17 protein-coding genes are annotated in these 15,939 nt (G+C 70.1%); 11 read left to right on the forward strand and 6 right to left on the reverse strand.

Annotated features, from left to right (window positions below; genetic code table 11):
- Positions 1–7 precede the first annotated feature (7 nt).
- Positions 8–997 carry an SCO family protein gene (locus VMD91_04340; protein HTW83286.1) on the reverse strand — a complete coding sequence of 330 codons (990 nt, stop codon included), beginning with the start codon at positions 995–997 and terminating at the stop codon, positions 8–10.
- Position 998: 1 nt separating this feature from the next.
- On the opposite strand from VMD91_04340, the gene VMD91_04345 reads away from it, so the two are divergent.
- Genes VMD91_04345 through msrB form a run of 4 tightly spaced genes read left to right on the forward strand, consistent with a single transcriptional unit; the run spans position 999 to position 3,103 of the window.
- Positions 999–1,640, forward strand: coding sequence for an SCO family protein (locus tag VMD91_04345; GenBank protein HTW83287.1), 642 nt, complete (start codon positions 999–1,001; stop codon positions 1,638–1,640).
- Entirely contained in the window at positions 1,637–2,050 is a 414-nt protein-coding gene (locus tag VMD91_04350; protein ID HTW83288.1) for a copper chaperone PCu(A)C, read from the forward strand. Before VMD91_04345 ends, VMD91_04350 begins: the two co-directional genes overlap by 4 nt.
- Positions 2,051–2,068: 18 nt before the next feature.
- Entirely contained in the window at positions 2,069–2,575 is a 507-nt protein-coding gene (locus VMD91_04355; GenBank protein HTW83289.1) for a molybdopterin-dependent oxidoreductase, read from the forward strand.
- Between the two features lie 54 nt (positions 2,576–2,629).
- Positions 2,630–3,103 (forward strand): peptide-methionine (R)-S-oxide reductase MsrB, encoded by a 474-nt coding sequence (gene msrB / locus VMD91_04360; GenBank protein HTW83290.1) that lies wholly within the window; start codon positions 2,630–2,632, stop codon positions 3,101–3,103.
- A 33-nt stretch (positions 3,104–3,136) separates the two neighbouring features.
- Here the strand turns inward: msrB and cysE are convergent, their stop codons facing one another.
- From cysE to VMD91_04375, 3 genes are all read right to left on the reverse strand, one after another.
- Positions 3,137–3,967, reverse strand: coding sequence for a serine O-acetyltransferase (gene cysE, locus VMD91_04365; protein ID HTW83291.1), 831 nt, complete (start codon positions 3,965–3,967; stop codon positions 3,137–3,139).
- A 34-nt stretch (positions 3,968–4,001) separates the two neighbouring features.
- Positions 4,002–4,445 (reverse strand): methylglyoxal synthase, encoded by a 444-nt coding sequence (locus VMD91_04370; GenBank protein HTW83292.1) that lies wholly within the window; start codon positions 4,443–4,445, stop codon positions 4,002–4,004.
- Between the two features lie 69 nt (positions 4,446–4,514).
- Positions 4,515–5,456, reverse strand: coding sequence for an NAD-dependent epimerase/dehydratase family protein (locus tag VMD91_04375; protein HTW83293.1), 942 nt, complete (start codon positions 5,454–5,456; stop codon positions 4,515–4,517).
- Between the two features lie 112 nt (positions 5,457–5,568).
- On the opposite strand from VMD91_04375, the gene VMD91_04380 reads away from it, so the two are divergent.
- On the forward strand, positions 5,569–6,207 hold the full coding sequence (locus VMD91_04380) for a helix-turn-helix domain-containing protein (protein ID HTW83294.1): 639 nt from the start codon (positions 5,569–5,571) through the stop codon (positions 6,205–6,207).
- On the opposite strand, the gene VMD91_04385 is transcribed toward VMD91_04380, so the two are convergent.
- Entirely contained in the window at positions 6,173–7,255 is a 1,083-nt protein-coding gene (locus VMD91_04385) for an alkaline phosphatase family protein (protein ID HTW83295.1), read from the reverse strand. The two genes, VMD91_04380 and VMD91_04385, sit on opposite strands and share 35 nt — an antisense overlap.
- Positions 7,256–7,299: 44 nt before the next feature.
- Here VMD91_04385 and VMD91_04390 point away from each other — a divergent pair, with 44 nt between their 5' ends.
- The 6 genes from VMD91_04390 to VMD91_04415 all read left to right on the forward strand — a co-directional run bounded on the left by VMD91_04390 (position 7,300) and on the right by VMD91_04415 (position 14,128).
- Positions 7,300–8,076 carry an enoyl-ACP reductase gene (locus tag VMD91_04390; GenBank protein ID HTW83296.1) on the forward strand — a complete coding sequence of 259 codons (777 nt, stop codon included), beginning with the start codon at positions 7,300–7,302 and terminating at the stop codon, positions 8,074–8,076.
- A complete protein-coding gene (locus VMD91_04395) occupies positions 8,076–8,276 on the forward strand; it encodes a hypothetical protein (GenBank protein ID HTW83297.1) in 201 nt (66 codons plus the stop codon). The genes VMD91_04390 and VMD91_04395 overlap by 1 nt, the downstream gene beginning before the upstream one ends.
- The gene (locus VMD91_04400; GenBank protein HTW83298.1) at positions 8,269–10,074 is read left to right on the forward strand and encodes an acetyl-CoA carboxylase biotin carboxylase subunit; all 1,806 of its coding nucleotides are present in this window, start codon (positions 8,269–8,271) and stop codon (positions 10,072–10,074) included. The genes VMD91_04395 and VMD91_04400 overlap by 8 nt, the downstream gene beginning before the upstream one ends.
- A gap of 45 nt (positions 10,075–10,119) precedes the next feature.
- Positions 10,120–12,069 carry a S9 family peptidase gene (locus VMD91_04405; protein HTW83299.1) on the forward strand — a complete coding sequence of 650 codons (1,950 nt, stop codon included), beginning with the start codon at positions 10,120–10,122 and terminating at the stop codon, positions 12,067–12,069.
- 248 nt (positions 12,070–12,317) lie between these two features.
- Positions 12,318–13,190, forward strand: a complete 873-nt coding sequence (locus tag VMD91_04410; GenBank protein ID HTW83300.1) for a hypothetical protein — start codon at positions 12,318–12,320, stop codon at positions 13,188–13,190.
- The gene (locus VMD91_04415; GenBank protein ID HTW83301.1) at positions 13,187–14,128 is read left to right on the forward strand and encodes a hypothetical protein; all 942 of its coding nucleotides are present in this window, start codon (positions 13,187–13,189) and stop codon (positions 14,126–14,128) included. Before VMD91_04410 ends, VMD91_04415 begins: the two co-directional genes overlap by 4 nt.
- Before the next feature lie 54 nt (positions 14,129–14,182).
- Here VMD91_04415 and VMD91_04420 read toward each other — a convergent pair whose 3' ends face one another.
- Positions 14,183–15,928, reverse strand: a complete 1,746-nt coding sequence (locus VMD91_04420) for an FAD-dependent oxidoreductase (GenBank protein HTW83302.1) — start codon at positions 15,926–15,928, stop codon at positions 14,183–14,185.
- Positions 15,929–15,939 lie beyond the last annotated feature (11 nt).

Genomic DNA, 15,939 nt, shown 5'->3' on the forward strand with positions numbered 1-15,939 from the left:
GCGTTCGTCAGCCGTGCCGGACGAACCGCCAGGTGAACCACACCCCGAGGACGACCGCGCCGATGAAAGTGATCCCGATGGCGGCCAGCTCGGTGACGACGCCGGCCAGGGAGTAGCCGCCGCACAGCGCCGCGATCCCGGCGACGGCCGCCAGCATCAGCCGCTGGAACGGGTTCGAGGCCTTCCCGGCCAGCGCTTGGACCTCGGCCAGGACGTCGCCCGGGTCCCAGCCGGCGGTTGGGATGATCTCCGCGATCCGGCCGTTCGGGTTGACCAGCACCAAGTCGTCTTGGTGGATGTAGTGCCCGGGCCCGTCCTGCAGCGAGGAGACCTCGAAGGCGTCCAGCAGCGCCTTGACCTCGGAGCCCTCGCCGGTCAAGAGCGACCAGCGGGCCGGATCGGCGGCGAACTGGGCGCCGTAGCGCTTGAGGACCGAGGGCGAGTCGAAGGTCGGGTCCAGGCTCACCAGCGCCAGGTGGGTGTCGCGCGGGTCGATGTGGTGCTGCAGGTAGGCGAACTTGCCGCTGATGGCGGGGCAGATCGCCAAATCCGGACAGCGCGTGTAGACGAAGCTCAGCACCAGCGACTTGCCGCGCCAGTCCGCGAGATGGCGGACGACGCCGTCCTGATCGACCAGGGTCCGGTCGCCGAGCAGATCGCCGCGGTTGAGGTGACGCACGGTCAGCGAGCCCGGCAGTCCGGCGACGAAGGCGGTCGCCGCGCGGACGGCCGTCAGCCGGCGGCCCATCAGCAGGCCGTCGATCTCCGTCCCCGGCGCCAGGCGCGCTGCCGACGCGGGCGTCACCGCCCAGCGGTACGTTCCGGCGGGCAGCTCGCCGGTCACGCCGGCGCTGCGCACGACCAGCTGACCGCGCTCACCGGCCCCGAGCACGGTTGCGTGGATGGGAACCACGCCCGCCGCGCTGGCCGGAGCGAGCGCCGACAACGGTCCGAGGGCGACGAAGGCAAGCAACGCCGCAACGGGAGAGATGCGCACTATGACGTTTACCGTACCCGGATTCGCGGCGAACGGGTACGACTACGGTATGTCGGTTCGGCGCCGTGTCCTCACGCGTGCGGCGAGCGCCCTGGTCGCGCTCGCGCTGAGCGCGTGCGCGCACGCCGCGCCGCATTTCAACGGGACCACGCTCACCCCGAAACCGGCCTACGATTTCACGCTGACCGATCAGAACGGGCGGCCGTTCTCGTTGGCGAGCGAACGCGGCCGCGAAGTGGTCCTGTTCTTCGGCTATACGCACTGTCCGGACGTGTGCCCGGCCACGATGGCGCAGCTGGCGCGCGTCGACCGCGGGCTCTCGGCGGCGCAGCGCGCGCGCGTGCAGGTCCTGTTCGTCACCGTCGACCCGCAGCGCGATTCGCCGCCGGTCATGAAACGCTACGTCGCGCTGTTCGATCCGTCGTTCATCGGCTTGACCGGCAGCGAGGCGCAGCTGGATCCGGTGTTCGCCGCTTATCACGTCTGGCATCAAAAGCTGCCGGGCACGAAGGCCAGCGGATATCTCATGGCGCACAGCGGATCGGTCTACCTGATCGACCCGGCCGGCGAGCTGCGCGTGCTGCACGACTGGACCGATCCCGCGCCGGCGATCGCGTCGGACGTCAAGGAGCTGCTTGGATGATCGCCCCGCTGCTGTTGGCCGCCATTACCGTCGTGGGCGCATGGTCACGCCCCGCCGTCGACACCGGCGTCGTCTACGCGACGATCCGCAACACCGGCTCGCGCCCCGTCGCGCTGGTCGGCGCGAGCACGCCGCGCGCGAGCAGCGTCGAGCTGCACGAATCGACGACGATGTCGAGCGGCGCGATGAAGATGCAGGGGATGACGATGCCCGCGATGGGGATGCACCCGGTCAGCCGCATCGTCATCCCGGCGCATGGCTCGGTGACGCTCAAGCCGGGCGGCTACCATCTGATGCTGCTCGGATTGCGCGGCACGCTGGCGGCGGGGCAGCGGATTCCGCTGACGCTGCGGTTCGCGGGCGCACCGCCCGTCTCGACGCTGGTTCCCGTCGAGACGCGCGCTTTCTAGTGCGATGATCGCCAACGCATGATGCGGGCGCTGCTGCTGGCGGCGCTGGTCGCGACGCTCGGCGCGTCCGCGCCGCCGGCGACCGTCACGCTGAGCGGGCAGTTCGTGCGCGGCGCATCGATCGGCCTCGCCGATCTGGCGGCGATGCCGCGCACCCAGGTCACGGCGAGCGAACACGACGGCAGCACCAGCCACTACGCCGGGGTGACGCTCGCGGCGCTGCTTCGCCAAGCCGGAGCGCCGGTCGGCGACGCCGCCAAGGGCCTCGCGGCGCGCTCGTACCTCACCGTAACCGGCTCCGACGGATACGTCGCCGCCTACTCGCTGAGCGAGTTGGACACCACGGCGGCGAGCTGCGCGCCGATCTTGGCCGACACGCGCGAGGGGGCGCCGCTGCCGGCGGCGAGCGGCCCCTTTCGGGTCGTCGCGCCGTGCGACCGTGTCCAGGCGCGCTGGGTCCGCAACGTCGTCGCGCTCACGGTGGGCACCCTGCCCGGGCCGCCGATCAAGCCGATGAAGGACTGATGTAAGCCGGACTACGGAACGATCCGGCGCCGCCGCGGTATCGTTACCGGTACGATGCGACGTTCCACGCTCTTGGCCGGCCTGGCCGCTCTGGGTGCCCTGCGCGCCGTGCCGGCGCGCGCCGCGCTGACGCTGGTGACCCACACCGACGCGGAGTGGCGCAAGCTGCTCCCGCCGCAGACGTACTGGGTCATGCGTCAGGCCGGGACGGAACAGCCGTTCTCGAGTCCGCTCGACGAAGAGAAGCGGCGCGGGACGTATGTCTGCGCGGCGTGCGCGCTGCCGCTGTTCTCCTCGAAGACGAAGTTCGACAGCGGGACCGGCTGGCCGAGCTTCTGGGCGCCGCTGCCGGGCGCGATCGCGACCAAGAGCGACACCTCGGACCTCATGGTGCGCACCGAAGTGCACTGCGCGCGCTGCGCCGGCCACCTCGGCCACGTCTTCGACGACGGTCCGCAGCCGACCGGCCTGCGCTACTGCATGAACGGCGTCGCGCTCAACTTCCGTCCCGCTGCGGATCGAGCGTAGCCGAACGCGGCGGCTGCGGCGCGGCCGAAGCCACTAGATTTGGAAGTCGAGGAAGTCCTGATCCATCGAGCGGCCCGGCATCTGACCGGGCTGGCGGCCGACGACCTTCGCCGGTACGCCCGCGACGGTCGTGTACGGCGCGACCGGGCGCAGCACGACGCTGCCGGCGGCGACCTTCGCGCCTTCGCCGACGACCACGTTGCCCAGCACCTTCGCGCCCGCCGAGAGCAGGACGCCACGCCCGATCTTGGGGTGGCGGTCGCCGCTCTCTTTGCCGGTGCCGCCCAGCGTGACGTTGTGCAGAATCGAAACGTCGTCGCCCACGACGGCGGTCTCGCCGATGACGACGCCGGTCGCGTGATCGACGAAGATCGCGCGCCCGATGCGCGCGGCCGGATGGATGTCGACGGCGAACGTGTCGGAGACGCGACCTTGCAGATAGAGCGCCAGTGAGCGGCGATCGCTGGTCCACAGGTGGTGCGCGACGCGGTACCACTCGAGCGCGCTGTAGCCCTTGGCGTACAGGAACGGCGTCACGTGGTCGGGATAGGCGGGATTGCGCTCGACGCTGGCGGCCAGGTCCAGCGCGGCGGTCTCGACGATCGCGGGATCGGCCGCGAACGCGTCGTCGGCGAGCGTCATCAGGCGCGGCGCATCGAGGTCGGCGTCGGCCAGCTTGGCGGCGAGCACGGCGGCGAGCGCTTCGCCGAACGAGGCCGGCCCGAGGATCGAGCGCCGCAGCAGCGGGGCCAGGAACGGTTCGGCGGCGGCGATGCGCTCCGCGTCGGCGCGCAGCACGTCCCAGACCCGCGCGGTCGCGGATCCGTCGGGTGCCGTCCGCAGAGCGGTCTCTCCCAGCGTCATGCCGCCTGTGACCGCGCCGCCGGGGCCGTTCGTTTCAGAGCGCGGTGCTGACCCGCCGGTCGATCCGGTGCCGTTCGTCGCTGAACAGCGGCGAGGAGATGAGGAAATCGGCCGTCGCACGGTTGCATGCGATGGGGACGTTGTAGAGCACCGCCAGACGCAGCAGCGCTTTGACGTCGACGTCGTGGGGCTGCGAGGAGAGCGGGTCCCAGAAGAAGACGATCAGGTCGATCTTGTGCTCGACGAGCATCGCCCCGACTTGCGCGTCGCCGCCGAGCGGTCCCGAGAGCAGCAGCTCGACCGGCAGCGCCGTCGCCTTGGCGACTTGCGAGCCGGTCGTTCCGGTCGCCACGAGCTCGCAGCGCGCCAGCGTTCCCCGGTTGAAGAAGGCCCACTCGGTCAGGTCGTCTTTGCGGGCGTCGTGCGCGATCAGCGCGATGCGCGGCGCCCCGCCGCGGTGGCGCGGATTGGCGTCCATGCCCCCATCCTAAGCGGATCGCGCTGGAGATGCGAGCGCACGCGCCCGGCGCGCGCAACGAGGATTCTTTCAGCCGCGCGCGGCCGCGACGGTTGCACGCACGCCGTCATCGTAGGGCGTCTTGCGGATCGGTCCGAGCAGCGCGTGCAACGCGGAATCGTCGAGCACCACCGGGTCGGTGGCCAGATAGTACATCTCGACCAGCTCGCGCACGACGCCGTTGAACAGACCGAATGTGCGCAGCATCATCGCGTTCATGCCGAGCGTCCGGACCGGTTTGCCGGTGCTGCGCGCGACGCGATCGATCATCGCCCGTGTCGTCGTCGTGCCCGCGCCGCCCAGGTGCCAGACGTGTCCCCACGCACGCGGCTCGTCGACGAGCCGCACGACGACCGCACCGACGTCCGGCACGTAGATGTACTCGTGCGGCGTCTCGCGCGGGCCGATCACCGCGGCCATCTTCCCGTTCGCGCCGTTCGTGAACAGCTCGCCGAGCAGGCTCTTCTCGACGCCCGGCCCGTAAAAATCGGGCAACCGCAGCACGGCGCCGCGGATCCGGCCCGCGCGATCGGCGTCGAGCAGCAGATCCTCTTGCGCCTTGCGCATGCGGCCTTTGAACGTGTGCGGCTCGCGCGGATGGTCTTCGCGCACCGGCGTCGTCCGCGGGCGCCCGTAGGGATAGACGGTGCCGATCAGCAGCATGTCGCGCACGCCCGCGGCGATCGCGCCGTCGAGCGTCGCCCGCATCAGCACCGGATGCTGCGCGAACTGCGTGTAGTCGACGCCGACCAGATACACGATGGTCTCGACACCCTGCGCCGCCGCGCGGACCGAGGCCGGGTCGGCCGGGTCCCAGGCGACGATCTCGGCCAGCGGATCGCCGCCGAAGGTGCGCGCCAGTGCGGCGGCATCCCGCCCGACCACGCGGTACGGCCGTCCGTCGGCACGCAGCACCGCCGCGATGCTCCGCCCGATGGCCCCATTGGCTCCCCAGAGTGCGATCGTGCCCATGACTGCCTTTCTCGTTTATCGAACGATAGACAAATATCGAACGCTGTTCATTTTAAGAACTGCGTTCAGTATACGTTGACCGTTCGGCTTGTCAAGGGCTATACTCGCCCCGATGGCCAGCACCGCGCCCCGCGAGCGTCGCCGCGTCGCCCTGCGAGAAGCGATCTTGGAGGCGGCTCGCGGCCTGCTGCGCAGCGAGGGCCTGCGGGCGCTCACCATGCGGCGGATCGCCGAGGCGGTCGACTACGCGCCGGCTTCGCTCTACTCGCACTTCGGCAGCCGCGAGGCGCTGCTGGCCGAGCTCTGCCGCGCGGGAATGGCGGGTCTGCGGGCGGCGCTCGAACGCGCCGTGGCCGGGATCGACGACCCCTACGCGCGGCTGGCGGCCGCCGGCCGGGCCTACCTGCAGTTCGCCCTCGACGAGCCCGACGTCTACCGTCTGATGTTCATGGAGGACGCGGCGATCACCAAGGCCGTGTTCGAGCACGTCGAGTGGGAGGACGGCGCCGCCGCGTTGGCGATCGTGGCCGCGCCGTTCGTCCAGCTGCGCGCGGCCGGTGCGCCGTTGCCCGCCGACGATCCGGCCCGGCTGACCGATCTGTTCTTTGCCGCCGTCCACGGCGTGGCCAGCCTGCGGCTGGCGTGCCCGTCGATCCCGGCGACCGACGACGCCGCGCTGATCGCGACCGCCGTCGACGCGATCGCCGGCCGCGCGGTCAGGGCGTCCGGAAGAGCGGCAGCATCGGCTTGACGCCGCGATCGCTCGCGGCCGCCAGCCCCAGGTATTGGTGGATTCCGAACGCGTCCTCGATCGTGCGCAGCAGCGAGTAGTGATTGTACGGCGTCGCGTCGACCACTCCACGCGGGCCGTGGTTGGTGATGACGATCGTCGGGATGCGGCCGCCGCCGAAGTTCGAGACCGCGTTCGGCGTCACGCCGCAGCAGCCGTCGCGCGCGGGTGAGTCGCTCTCGTCCCACGTGACCACGATCGCGACGTTGTCGCCGGACGCCCACAGCGGTGAGCCGATGATCGTGTTGACGACGTTGACGGCCCAGTTGTCGCCGCGCCGGATCAGCGGCCCGATCGGGTCGAAGGTGCAGTCGGCCGGCACGTTCGCGCCCGCGCTCATCCCGTGCATGTCGTCGCACAGGTTGCCCACGATGTAGCCGAAGCTCGGCGCGGTGCCCGCGTCGAGGTCCGCTTGCAGCGCGTCGAGCCCGACCAAGTGCTCGTTACGGCGCGGGTCGGCGACGACGGACCGGAAGTTGATGAAGCCGGCGTGCTTCGAGACGTACCAGGGCGGGGCGTCGGTCTCGCTCGCGCCGGTCACCGCCAGCGAACCGGTCGCGGGGATGCTCTCGTAGTATCCCTTCCACGTCAGGCCCGCGCCCGTGAGCTGCGTCGCCAGGTTGGGCGCGTCGATCAGGTGCGGCGCGTAGCCGGGATCGTTCGTTCCGTGACAGTGCGGATCGTCGGTGCCCGGCTTGCAGTAGTACGCGTCGTCGTCGTGCAGCCCGAACGTCGAGCCGCTCAGCATCGCGACGTAGTTCGGCTCGCTGGGATGGACTTCGGCGTACATCGCGCTGGCCGTGCCGTACCGCGAGGCCAGCGCGCTCAGGCCCGGTGCGTCGGCGGCGCCGACGATCTGGTCGGCGTCCTTGTTTTCGTCGACGATGACGAAGATATGGCGATAGCGCGGGACGGCGAGGTCGTCGGGCGTGGGGCCGCCGGCCGCGAGGGACGGTACCGAGGCGGTGGCCGCGAGCGCGAGGACGGCGAGGGCAGCGGGAAGGCGCATCGCCAGGAGGGTTGTCGGGCCGAGACGGCTGACCTTCCAGCCTCGTGGGACTGCTCGACGGAAAGACCATCCTCGTCACCGGCATCGCCAATAAGTGGTCGATCGCCAGCGGCATCGCGCACCGGCTGCACGAGCACGGCGCCAAGCTCGTGCTGACCTACCAAGGCGAACGGGTCGAGAAAGCGGTGCGCCAGCACGCCGACGAGCTGGGCGGCGCGCCGGTGTTCGAATGCGACGTCACCAGCGACGCGTCGCTGCGCGCGCTGGCCGACGGGGTCGGGAAGCTCGACGGGTTCGTCCACTCGATCGCCTTCGTGAAGAAAGAAGATCTCTCGGGCACGGTCTACGAGACCTCGCGCGACGGCTTCCTGATGTCGATGGACGTCAGCGCGTACTCGCTGATCGCGCTCGCGCAGCACCTCGAGCCGAACCTCAACGACGGAGCGTCGATCATGACGCTCACGTACCTGGGCGGCACGCAGATCGTGCCGAACTACAACATCGCCGGCATCGCGAAAGCGGCGCTCGAGTCGATCGTGCGTTATCTCGCCTACGATCTGGGGGCGCGCGGCATCCGCGTCAACGCGATCTCGGCCGGTCCGATCTCCACCGCCTCCTCGCGCCAGGTCGGCGGCTTCTCGCAGATGCCGGCCAAGGTCGCGGCCGCCTCGCCGCTGCGCCGCAACGTCACCGCGCTCGACGTCGGCAACGTCGCCGTCTACCTGGCCTCCGCGCTCTCTTCGCAGATCACCGCCGACGTTCACTTCGTCGACGCCGGCTATCACGCGATGGGCATGTATCCCGACACGGCCAAGGCCTGATGCGCGTACCGACCGCCGACGAGCTGGCCGCGATCGCGGCCGCGTACCTCGTCGTCACGCGCTCCGCGGTGACGGCGGCGCCGCCGTCCGTGCCGCGCTGGCGCTTGGCGGGACGCCTGCCCGGCGCCGTGCCGGAGATGGTGCGCGCCGCCGCGCGCGCGCGCTCGCGCTGGACGCTGGCGGGACGGCTCGATGGCTGAGCCGCCGTTCCGCAAGATCCTGGTCGCCAACCGTGGCGAGATCGCGATCCGCGTCATGCGCAGCGCGAAAGAGCTGGGCTGCGCGACCGTGGCGGTCTACTCCGACGCCGACCGCGATGCGCTGCACGTGCGCTACGCCGACGAAGCGTACCATCTCGGCGCCGCGGCGCCCTCGCAGTCCTACCTCGACGTCGAGAAGATCCTCGCCGTCTGCGCGCGCGCCGGCGTCGATGCCGTCCATCCGGGCTACGGCTTCTTCGCCGAGAACGCCGGCTTCGCGCGGCGCGTGATCGCGGCCGGGATGACCTGGATCGGACCGCACCCCGACGCGATCGACGCGATGGGCGACAAAATTCGCGCGCGCCAAGCGATGGTCGCGGCCGGCGTCCCGGTCGTGCCGGGCGGAACCGATCCGATCGCCGACGCCGGCGCCGCTCGCCTCGCGGCGGAGAAGTACGGCCTGCCGCTGGCGCTCAAGGCGTCGGGCGGCGGAGGCGGTAAGGGCCTCAAGGTCGCGCGCACGGTCGACGAGCTGGAGTCCGCGTTCGCGACGGCGACCCGCGAGGCCAGCGCGTATTTCGGCAACCCGACGATCTACGTCGAGCGCTATCTCGAGAACCCCAAGCACGTCGAGCTGCAGATCCTGGCCGACAAGCACGGCAGCGTGCTGCACGTCGGCGAGCGCGACTGCTCGCTGCAGCGCCGTCACCAAAAGCTGTGGGAAGAAGCCCCCGCACGCATCCCCGAGAACGTGCGCCGCGGGCTGCGCGAGGCCGGCGTGCAAGCCGCCAAGGCGATCGCGTACGACTCGGTCGGCACGATCGAGTGTCTGGTCAGCGGCGACGAGTTCTACTTCCTGGAGATGAACACGCGCATCCAGGTCGAGCACACCGTCTCCGAGGAGATCTCGGGGATCGATCTGGTGCGCGAGCAGATCCTGGTCGCGGCGGGCCGTCCGCTGACGCTCGCGCAAGACGCGATCGACTTTCGCGGCCACGCGATCGAGGTGCGCGTCAACGCCGAGGACCCGGCGCAGAATTTCCGTCCCGCGCCGGGGACCGTCGAGCGTTACCGCGAGCCGGGCGGCTTCGGCGTGCGCGTCGACTCGGCCGCGTATCCGGGCTTCACGATCACGCCCGACTACGACTCGCTGATCGCCAAGCTGATCGTGTGGGCGCGCGACCGCGACGAGGCGCTGGCGCGCCTGGGCCGCGCGATCGACGAGTACGTGGTCACCGGCGTCCCGACCACGCTGCCGCTGCTGCGCGCGCTGGTCGACTACGGCCCGGTACGCGACGCCTCGTACGGCACCGCGACGCTCGAGCCGTTCGCCGCCTCGCTCGGCGCCGCGGCGACCGACGGCGTCGCCGCCGTCCGCGACGCGGACGCGGACGGTGCCGAAACGGGGGCCGACGACGGCACGATTCGCGTCGAGGTCAACGAGCGCATGTTCCGGGTGCGGTTCGTCGATCTGCCGTTGCCGAACGCAAGCCCCGCAGCGGGCGCGGCGCCGCCGCGCACGCTGCCGAAGAAGGGGGGCGGCGCGCGCAGGAACGCGGCCGCGGCCGGCAACGACGTCCTCTCGCCGATGCACGGCGTCGTCGTCGAGCTGCCTCGGGCGGTCGGCGACGCGGTGCAAGAGGGGGACGTGGTCGCGATCATCGAGGCGATGAAGATGATGAACGAGGTTCGCGCCCACAAGGCCGGCACGATCGGCGCGCTGCACGTCGCGCCCGGCGCAACCATCGAAGCCCGCACGCCGCTGCTCACGATCGGAGACGTTGCCGTTCACCCGTGACGCCGACCGAGGGGAACGCAGGACCGGGCGCGTAGCCGCTCGGTAATGGCCGATCTCGTCACGCTGGCGGCGCTGCGCGCGCTCGTCTCGCTCTCCGACCCGCGCCTGTCGCCCGATGGGACGCGCGTCGCTTACGTGCGCACGACCGCCGACGTGCCGCACGACCGCATGGCGCATGCGCTCGTGGTGCAGTCCGCGGCCGGTGGCGCGGCGCGCGTCGTCGACGCGGGGCCGTTCGTCGGCGCGCCGCGCTGGTCGCCCGACGGGACGCGGCTCGCGTACCTGCGCCACGATGCGAAGCACGACGACGATCAGATCGTGGTGGTGCGCCTGGCCGGCGGTGCGGCGGTGACCGTTACCCACGCGCCGCGCGGCGTCGAGCACTATGCCTGGAGCCCGGACGGCCGGCGCTTCGTTTACGACACGCGCGACGCCGAGCCGAACGCGGCCGCCGCGAAGGCGCACGACGATCTGTTCGCGGTCGGCGACGACGGCTTTCTCACCGACCAGCCGCCGACGCCCTCGCACCTGTGGCTGGTGGCGAGCACGGGCGGTGCGGCCCGGCGTCTCACGCACGGCACGTGGAGCGTCTACGAGGGCGTCCCGCCGTTCGCCGGCGGGACCGGCGATCCGTCGTGGTCGCCCGACGGGCGCAGCATCCTGATCGCGACCTCGCCCGACGCGCACGACGCGGTGACCGATCGCTCGACGGTCGCGCTCGTCGACGCGGCGACCGGCGCCGTGCGCGAGCTCGACGCGCCGCGCACCTACGTCTACGAGCCGGCCTTCGCGCCGGCCGGCGGCAGCTTCGCGTACCTGCGCCCACACGGGCCGGGACCGATCAGCGCCTTCGACGCGATCGTCGCCACGCCGACCAGCGCCGGCGTCGATCGCACGAGCGCGCTCGATCGCGACGTGACCTCGCTGCACTGGTCGGGCGACGTGCTCGTCGCGACCATGGTCGACGGCTTGCGCAACGGCGTGCTGGTGATTCCGCCGAGCGGGAAGCCGCGCCGCATCGACGTCGGCGCGCTCTCGGTCGGCGATCTGGATGCCGGACCGCACGGTGAGCTGGCCTTCGTCGGCAGCACGCCGAGCCGGCCGCCCGAGCTGTACGTCGTACGCGCTCCCGGCGCGCGGCCACTGGCGCTCACCGCCGTCAACGCGCGCTTGCGCGCGCTGCGCTACGCGCGCGTCGAGCCCGTGCGCTGGACCGGGCCCGACGGGATGGTGTCGGAAGGCCTGCTGGTGCACCCGATCGGCGAACGGCCGGGCGTCCACTATCCGCTGTTGGTGTGGCATCACGGGGGCCCCGAAGCGGCGGTCGACCTCGGCTACGACGAGGGAACCGACGAGGGGATGCCGATCGGGCAGCTCGGCGCCGCGCGCGGCTGGTACGTGTTCTTACCGAACTATCGCGGCAGCGACGACCTCGGCACCGCGCACGAGCACGCGATCTTCGAAGATCCGGGCGAGGGTCCGATGCGGGACGTCATGGCGGGGCTCGCCGACGTCGAGCATCGCGGTGCGATCGACACCGGCCGCGAGTGCGTCGGCGGCCATTCGTACGGCGGCTACATGACCGGCTGGATCATCGGCCACGACGCGCGCTGGAAATGCGCCGTGATCGGCGACGGCGCCGTCGATTGGCTGCAGGCGTACGACCTCTCCGCCGCCGGCAACCTCGCCTGGACGCGCGATTCGCTGGGCGGCAGCCCGTGGACGAGCGCCGCGATGCTGACGCGCTACCGCGAGGACTCGCCGATCACCTACGCGACGCAGGTCCGCACGCCGACGCTGATCCTCACCGGCCTGGTCGACCAAACGGTCCCGTTCACCGAGTCGTGGACGTACTATCACGCGCTGCGCGACCGCGGCGTTCCGGTCCGACTGATCGCGATTCCGACCGCGCACCACACGCCGCACGACCCGGTCCGCCTGGACGCCTACGAACGCCACATCCTGGACTGGATCGCGGTACACGTTGGCCAGTAACCAAGCGGCTGACTACTACCTTTCGATCGCTCGTGCCATGCACCTGGCATAGCCCGAAGGTATGCTGTCGGCAGGTCGAACGGTCGCAGTCGGGGTTGGACCGGGACCGGTGACGTGAGGTCGGTATGCGAACGAACGAGGGAACGCTTTTCCTCCACTACCCGTGCTTCGACGGACTTGCCTCGGCTGCAATAGCCGCTGAGTACCTCGAGTCTCGCGAAGGCTGGTCGATCGAGGAGGTGCGCTTCGTGAACTACGATCTCGCGAAGACGTGGCTTTCGACGACATTGCCCCCACGCTCGGCCGTCGTCGATTTTCTATATCATCCGGACGCCGTGTTTTGGGCCGATCATCACGCCACGACGTTCCTTTCCGAAGACCTCGAGCACGAGGTCGGTCAGCCCGCTCCCGGCCGAACGCTGCTCTACGATCGAACTAGCCCGTCGTGCGCGATGCTGCTGTGGAGGAAGGTCGGGAAGCCGTCGGCGCTCGCTGACCGATACGCTGCCCTCGCAGCAGCGGCCGATCGTATCGACGCGGCGGTGTACTCCTCCGTCGGCGAGGCGATGTTCGGCTGGGGCGATCCCGCCGCGGAAGTGAACCTGAGCCTGACCGTGTCGGCAGATGCGTCCTATGGAAAGCTGCTGCTGCGGGCGATGCGAACGATGAACGTGGCGGCGATCGCTTCGCTCGACGAGGTGCGTTGGCGTTTGGAGCGTGCGCGCCGGGAGGCCGACGAGGGATTGACGATCATACGGGAGCGCATCCGGATGGTTCACGGGGAGATCGCCGTCACTGATGTGTCGCCCCCCAACGGTGTAAGCGTGAATCGCTACACCCCGTATGCCATTTATCCGGAGGCGCGATACTCGATCACGCTGACGAGGTCGGAGAGCCAAGTCGCAAAGATTACCGCGATGCGAAACCCATGGCGAGAGTTCGCAAGCGTCGACCTCGGCAGTTTGTTCCGCCGATACGGGGGCGGTGGTCACCAGCGCGTTGGCTCGGTCGTGCTGCGGGAGGGCGACGGACGCGATCCTGGAGCGGTCTTATCGGAGCTGACTGAGGAGATCCGGCTCCGCGACGGCGAGGGCTCGAGTTCCGAACGAATGTCCGCATGATCCAGCGCTTTAACTTCTACGATATCTATGGGTATTTGATCCCAGGCTTGGCAGTCGTCGTCGTCCTGTGGTTGCCGCGGGCCATCGTGTCGGGCCAATCGATGGATACGACCGCAGGTGATATCGCGATGGCGCTGGCGCTCGGCTACGTGATCGGCCATTTCGTGCAGAATCTTGCGTCCAATGCGTTTTCCGCGAAATTTGTCAGAGACGCGGACGGCAATCCGGCATATCCGTCGGCGATCGTCTTCGGCAACTTGCAGGAAGACGTTCAGCTTCGCATCGCAAAGCTCGCCTGGGTCTGGTTCGAAATGGACGTGAGCGTCGGGCAACGCGCGAGCGGAGCTGTCCTCGATCGGCGCCAAGCCGTGTTCGATCTGTGCCGGCCGATCGTCAACGCGCGCACGCCGTACGCCGAGCAGTTCCAGGGCCTCTCGACGATGGCGCGCGGGCTCTTTCTGGCGCTGAATCTGGGCGCCGCGGAACTGCTCGGCTGGCTCGTGGGTTCGCTGCACGCGCGGACCTTGAGTGCCGTGCTCGCCGATGCCGTCGCAGCGGCCTTGCTGGCGTCCCTCGTACTCTCCGTTTTTCGTGTGCTTCCCGATCAACCTCGCCGTCGTTTCTTCGACGAGGTGTTTCGAGCCCGTCCCGGTGGGGCTCGCCGGCGGTTCAGCTACAGTGCTTCTCGATTTCGCACCGTCGTCGACGCGGCGCTTCTTGGCCTTCTGGTTCTCATCTTGGTCGGGCTGAGTAGCACGTTCGTGCCCGTTTTCGCGGCGACGTTTCCGCCCGACAGGACCGCGATCTTGGCAGGGTGCTTGATCGCCTGCGTCGCGGTCTCGCTCCGCTTTTTGGCGCTATACTACTACTTCGCCGATCAGTTTGCCCGAGCGGTGTGGAAGAACTTTGCCGTCGAGCCCGTGCCGCGGCCAGCATAGCGTCGCAGAGAGGACCGCGCAACTGCTCGCCGCGTGCCCAGCGGCGAACGTAGCTCAGAGCTGAAGGTGCGCGACCAGCCATGCTGCGACGTCGGCGCGCGTCATCGTCGTCGACGGCCACGGCAGGCTCGAGCCGCCCACGGCGCGCTCAATCTCAGCGTGCTCGAGCGGGCCGACGATGTCGGCGGCGCCGAACGCCAGCGACGCCGGGCGGGTCAGGTAGCCGCGTGCACCCAGCAGGTGCGCGGCACGGAACAGCGCCGCATCGGCCGGCGGCAGATCGCTCCACCAATAGAGCGGGACGCCGGCCGCGAGCAGCGCGTCCTGGAAGACGTGCAACTGCGGCGCTTCGAGTACGGTGCTCGGCGTCATGGCGTGCTTGACGCAGAACGCGGCCAGCGCGCCCGCCGCTTCGCCGATGTTCCACTCGATCGGGTGCACGCGGTACGCCGAGTTCGTGATGTGCGTGACGCCCAGGTTCTTGCAGGCGGGCAGCAGATTCTCGGTGCCGTCGGCCGGCACGAGCGCGCCCAGCGGGATCTGAAAGTGCGCGGGTTGCCGGCCTTCGTAGTCCGGCATCCCGTTGAGCAGGGTGTGCATGTCCAGACGGTACCAGCCGATCCCGCAGGCGTCGGGGAAGAGGGTCGCGCGCGGTGCGTCGCCGACCACGATGTCTTGCTGCCGCACGGTTTTCCGGGCCTTGATCCGGCGCGACTCGCGCACGTACGGCAACGGCGCGACGCCGTCGGGCGTCCCGAAGACCTCGGTCGCGACCCGTACGTTCGGATAGCCGTTGCCCGTGCCGTCGTCGCGCGGGCACGCCGTCTGCAACCAGTAGACGTACGCCAGCGAGCGCGCGCGGGCGGCCAGCAAGACGCTTTGGTCCCGCGCCGGATCGCCGGTCGGAAAGCCCTCTTCGCGATAATCGTTGGAGACGTCGTTGAGCGTGGTCACGTCGTACCGCAGCGAGGGATCGGCGAAGTTCGCCGCGGCGACGAACTGGCGATAGTTGAACAGCGAATCGCCGCCGGTGGCCCGGAAGACGCCGCCGGCGCCGAACTCCATCGCGAACGGCTTCGCGCGCACGATCTCGTCGTAGCCGAGCGGCTTGGGGATGGTGTGGTTCTCGCCCGCGGGACGGCGCTCGACCGCGACCGGCAGCGTGATCGGTTGGATCCACTCCGGATGCGCCGCGTCCGGAGCGGCCGGCTCGCCGAACTCCGTGCGCGCTTCGGCGCCGATCGCATGCGGCGCATCGGCCAAGACGAGCACCTCGCCCAGATCGGTCGCGTCGAGCACGTAACTCGCGGCGAAGCGAACCGGCGCGCCGTCGTACGGCCGCGCGATCACCGCGGCGACGCGCGACCCGTTCGACTCGACCGAGTGCGCCCGCATCCCGGTCAGCACCGTCACCGCCGGCGCGGTCGCACGCAACATCTGCGCGAGGACCAGGTGCGCGACGCGTGGCCCGACGCGCAGGTTGGTCGCGTACCGCGCGTCGACGGCACCGGGCTGGAACGGGTGCAGCGCCTTGCCGGTCGCCGAGAGCGCGAAGCTGCTCGTGTAGTACGCCACCGCGTTCGCGCGAAATTGGGCGTAGAGCGCGGTGCAGCCGGTGCCGCCGGCGATGTACTCCGTCTCGTCGCCGCGCGTCAGCCCCTGGCTGCTGTATTGCCCGCCGATCCACTCGGACGCCTCGAGCAAGCACACCGACGCGCCCATCGCGCTCGCGCGCAACGCCGCCGCGACGCCGCCCAAGCTGGCGCCGACGACGAGGACGTCGAACGTTCGTTCTTCCACGCACCCTCCCG

Source organism: Candidatus Sulfotelmatobacter sp. (genome assembly GCA_035504415.1).
In the GTDB taxonomy this organism is placed as follows: Bacteria; Vulcanimicrobiota; Vulcanimicrobiia; order Vulcanimicrobiales; family Vulcanimicrobiaceae; genus Vulcanimicrobium.

Excerpts from the sequence above, each read along its gene's own strand:
- VMD91_04345 (HTW83287.1), top strand. The coding sequence starts at position 999 with ATGACGTTTACCGTACCCGGATTCGCGGCGAACGGGTACGACTACGGT.
- VMD91_04350 (HTW83288.1), top strand. The coding sequence starts at position 1,637 with ATGATCGCCCCGCTGCTGTTGGCCGCCATTACCGTCGTGGGCGCATGG.
- VMD91_04355 (HTW83289.1), top strand. The coding sequence starts at position 2,069 with ATGATGCGGGCGCTGCTGCTGGCGGCGCTGGTCGCGACGCTCGGCGCG.
- msrB (HTW83290.1), top strand. The coding sequence starts at position 2,630 with ATGCGACGTTCCACGCTCTTGGCCGGCCTGGCCGCTCTGGGTGCCCTG.
- cysE (HTW83291.1), bottom strand. The coding sequence starts at position 3,967 with ATGACGCTGGGAGAGACCGCTCTGCGGACGGCACCCGACGGATCCGCG.
- VMD91_04370 (HTW83292.1), bottom strand. The coding sequence starts at position 4,445 with ATGGACGCCAATCCGCGCCACCGCGGCGGGGCGCCGCGCATCGCGCTG.
- VMD91_04375 (HTW83293.1), bottom strand. The coding sequence starts at position 5,456 with ATGGGCACGATCGCACTCTGGGGAGCCAATGGGGCCATCGGGCGGAGC.
- VMD91_04380 (HTW83294.1), top strand. The coding sequence starts at position 5,569 with ATGGCCAGCACCGCGCCCCGCGAGCGTCGCCGCGTCGCCCTGCGAGAA.
- VMD91_04385 (HTW83295.1), bottom strand. The coding sequence starts at position 7,255 with ATGCGCCTTCCCGCTGCCCTCGCCGTCCTCGCGCTCGCGGCCACCGCC.
- VMD91_04395 (HTW83297.1), top strand. The coding sequence starts at position 8,076 with ATGCGCGTACCGACCGCCGACGAGCTGGCCGCGATCGCGGCCGCGTAC.
- VMD91_04400 (HTW83298.1), top strand. The coding sequence starts at position 8,269 with ATGGCTGAGCCGCCGTTCCGCAAGATCCTGGTCGCCAACCGTGGCGAG.
- VMD91_04405 (HTW83299.1), top strand. The coding sequence starts at position 10,120 with ATGGCCGATCTCGTCACGCTGGCGGCGCTGCGCGCGCTCGTCTCGCTC.
- VMD91_04415 (HTW83301.1), top strand. The coding sequence starts at position 13,187 with ATGATCCAGCGCTTTAACTTCTACGATATCTATGGGTATTTGATCCCA.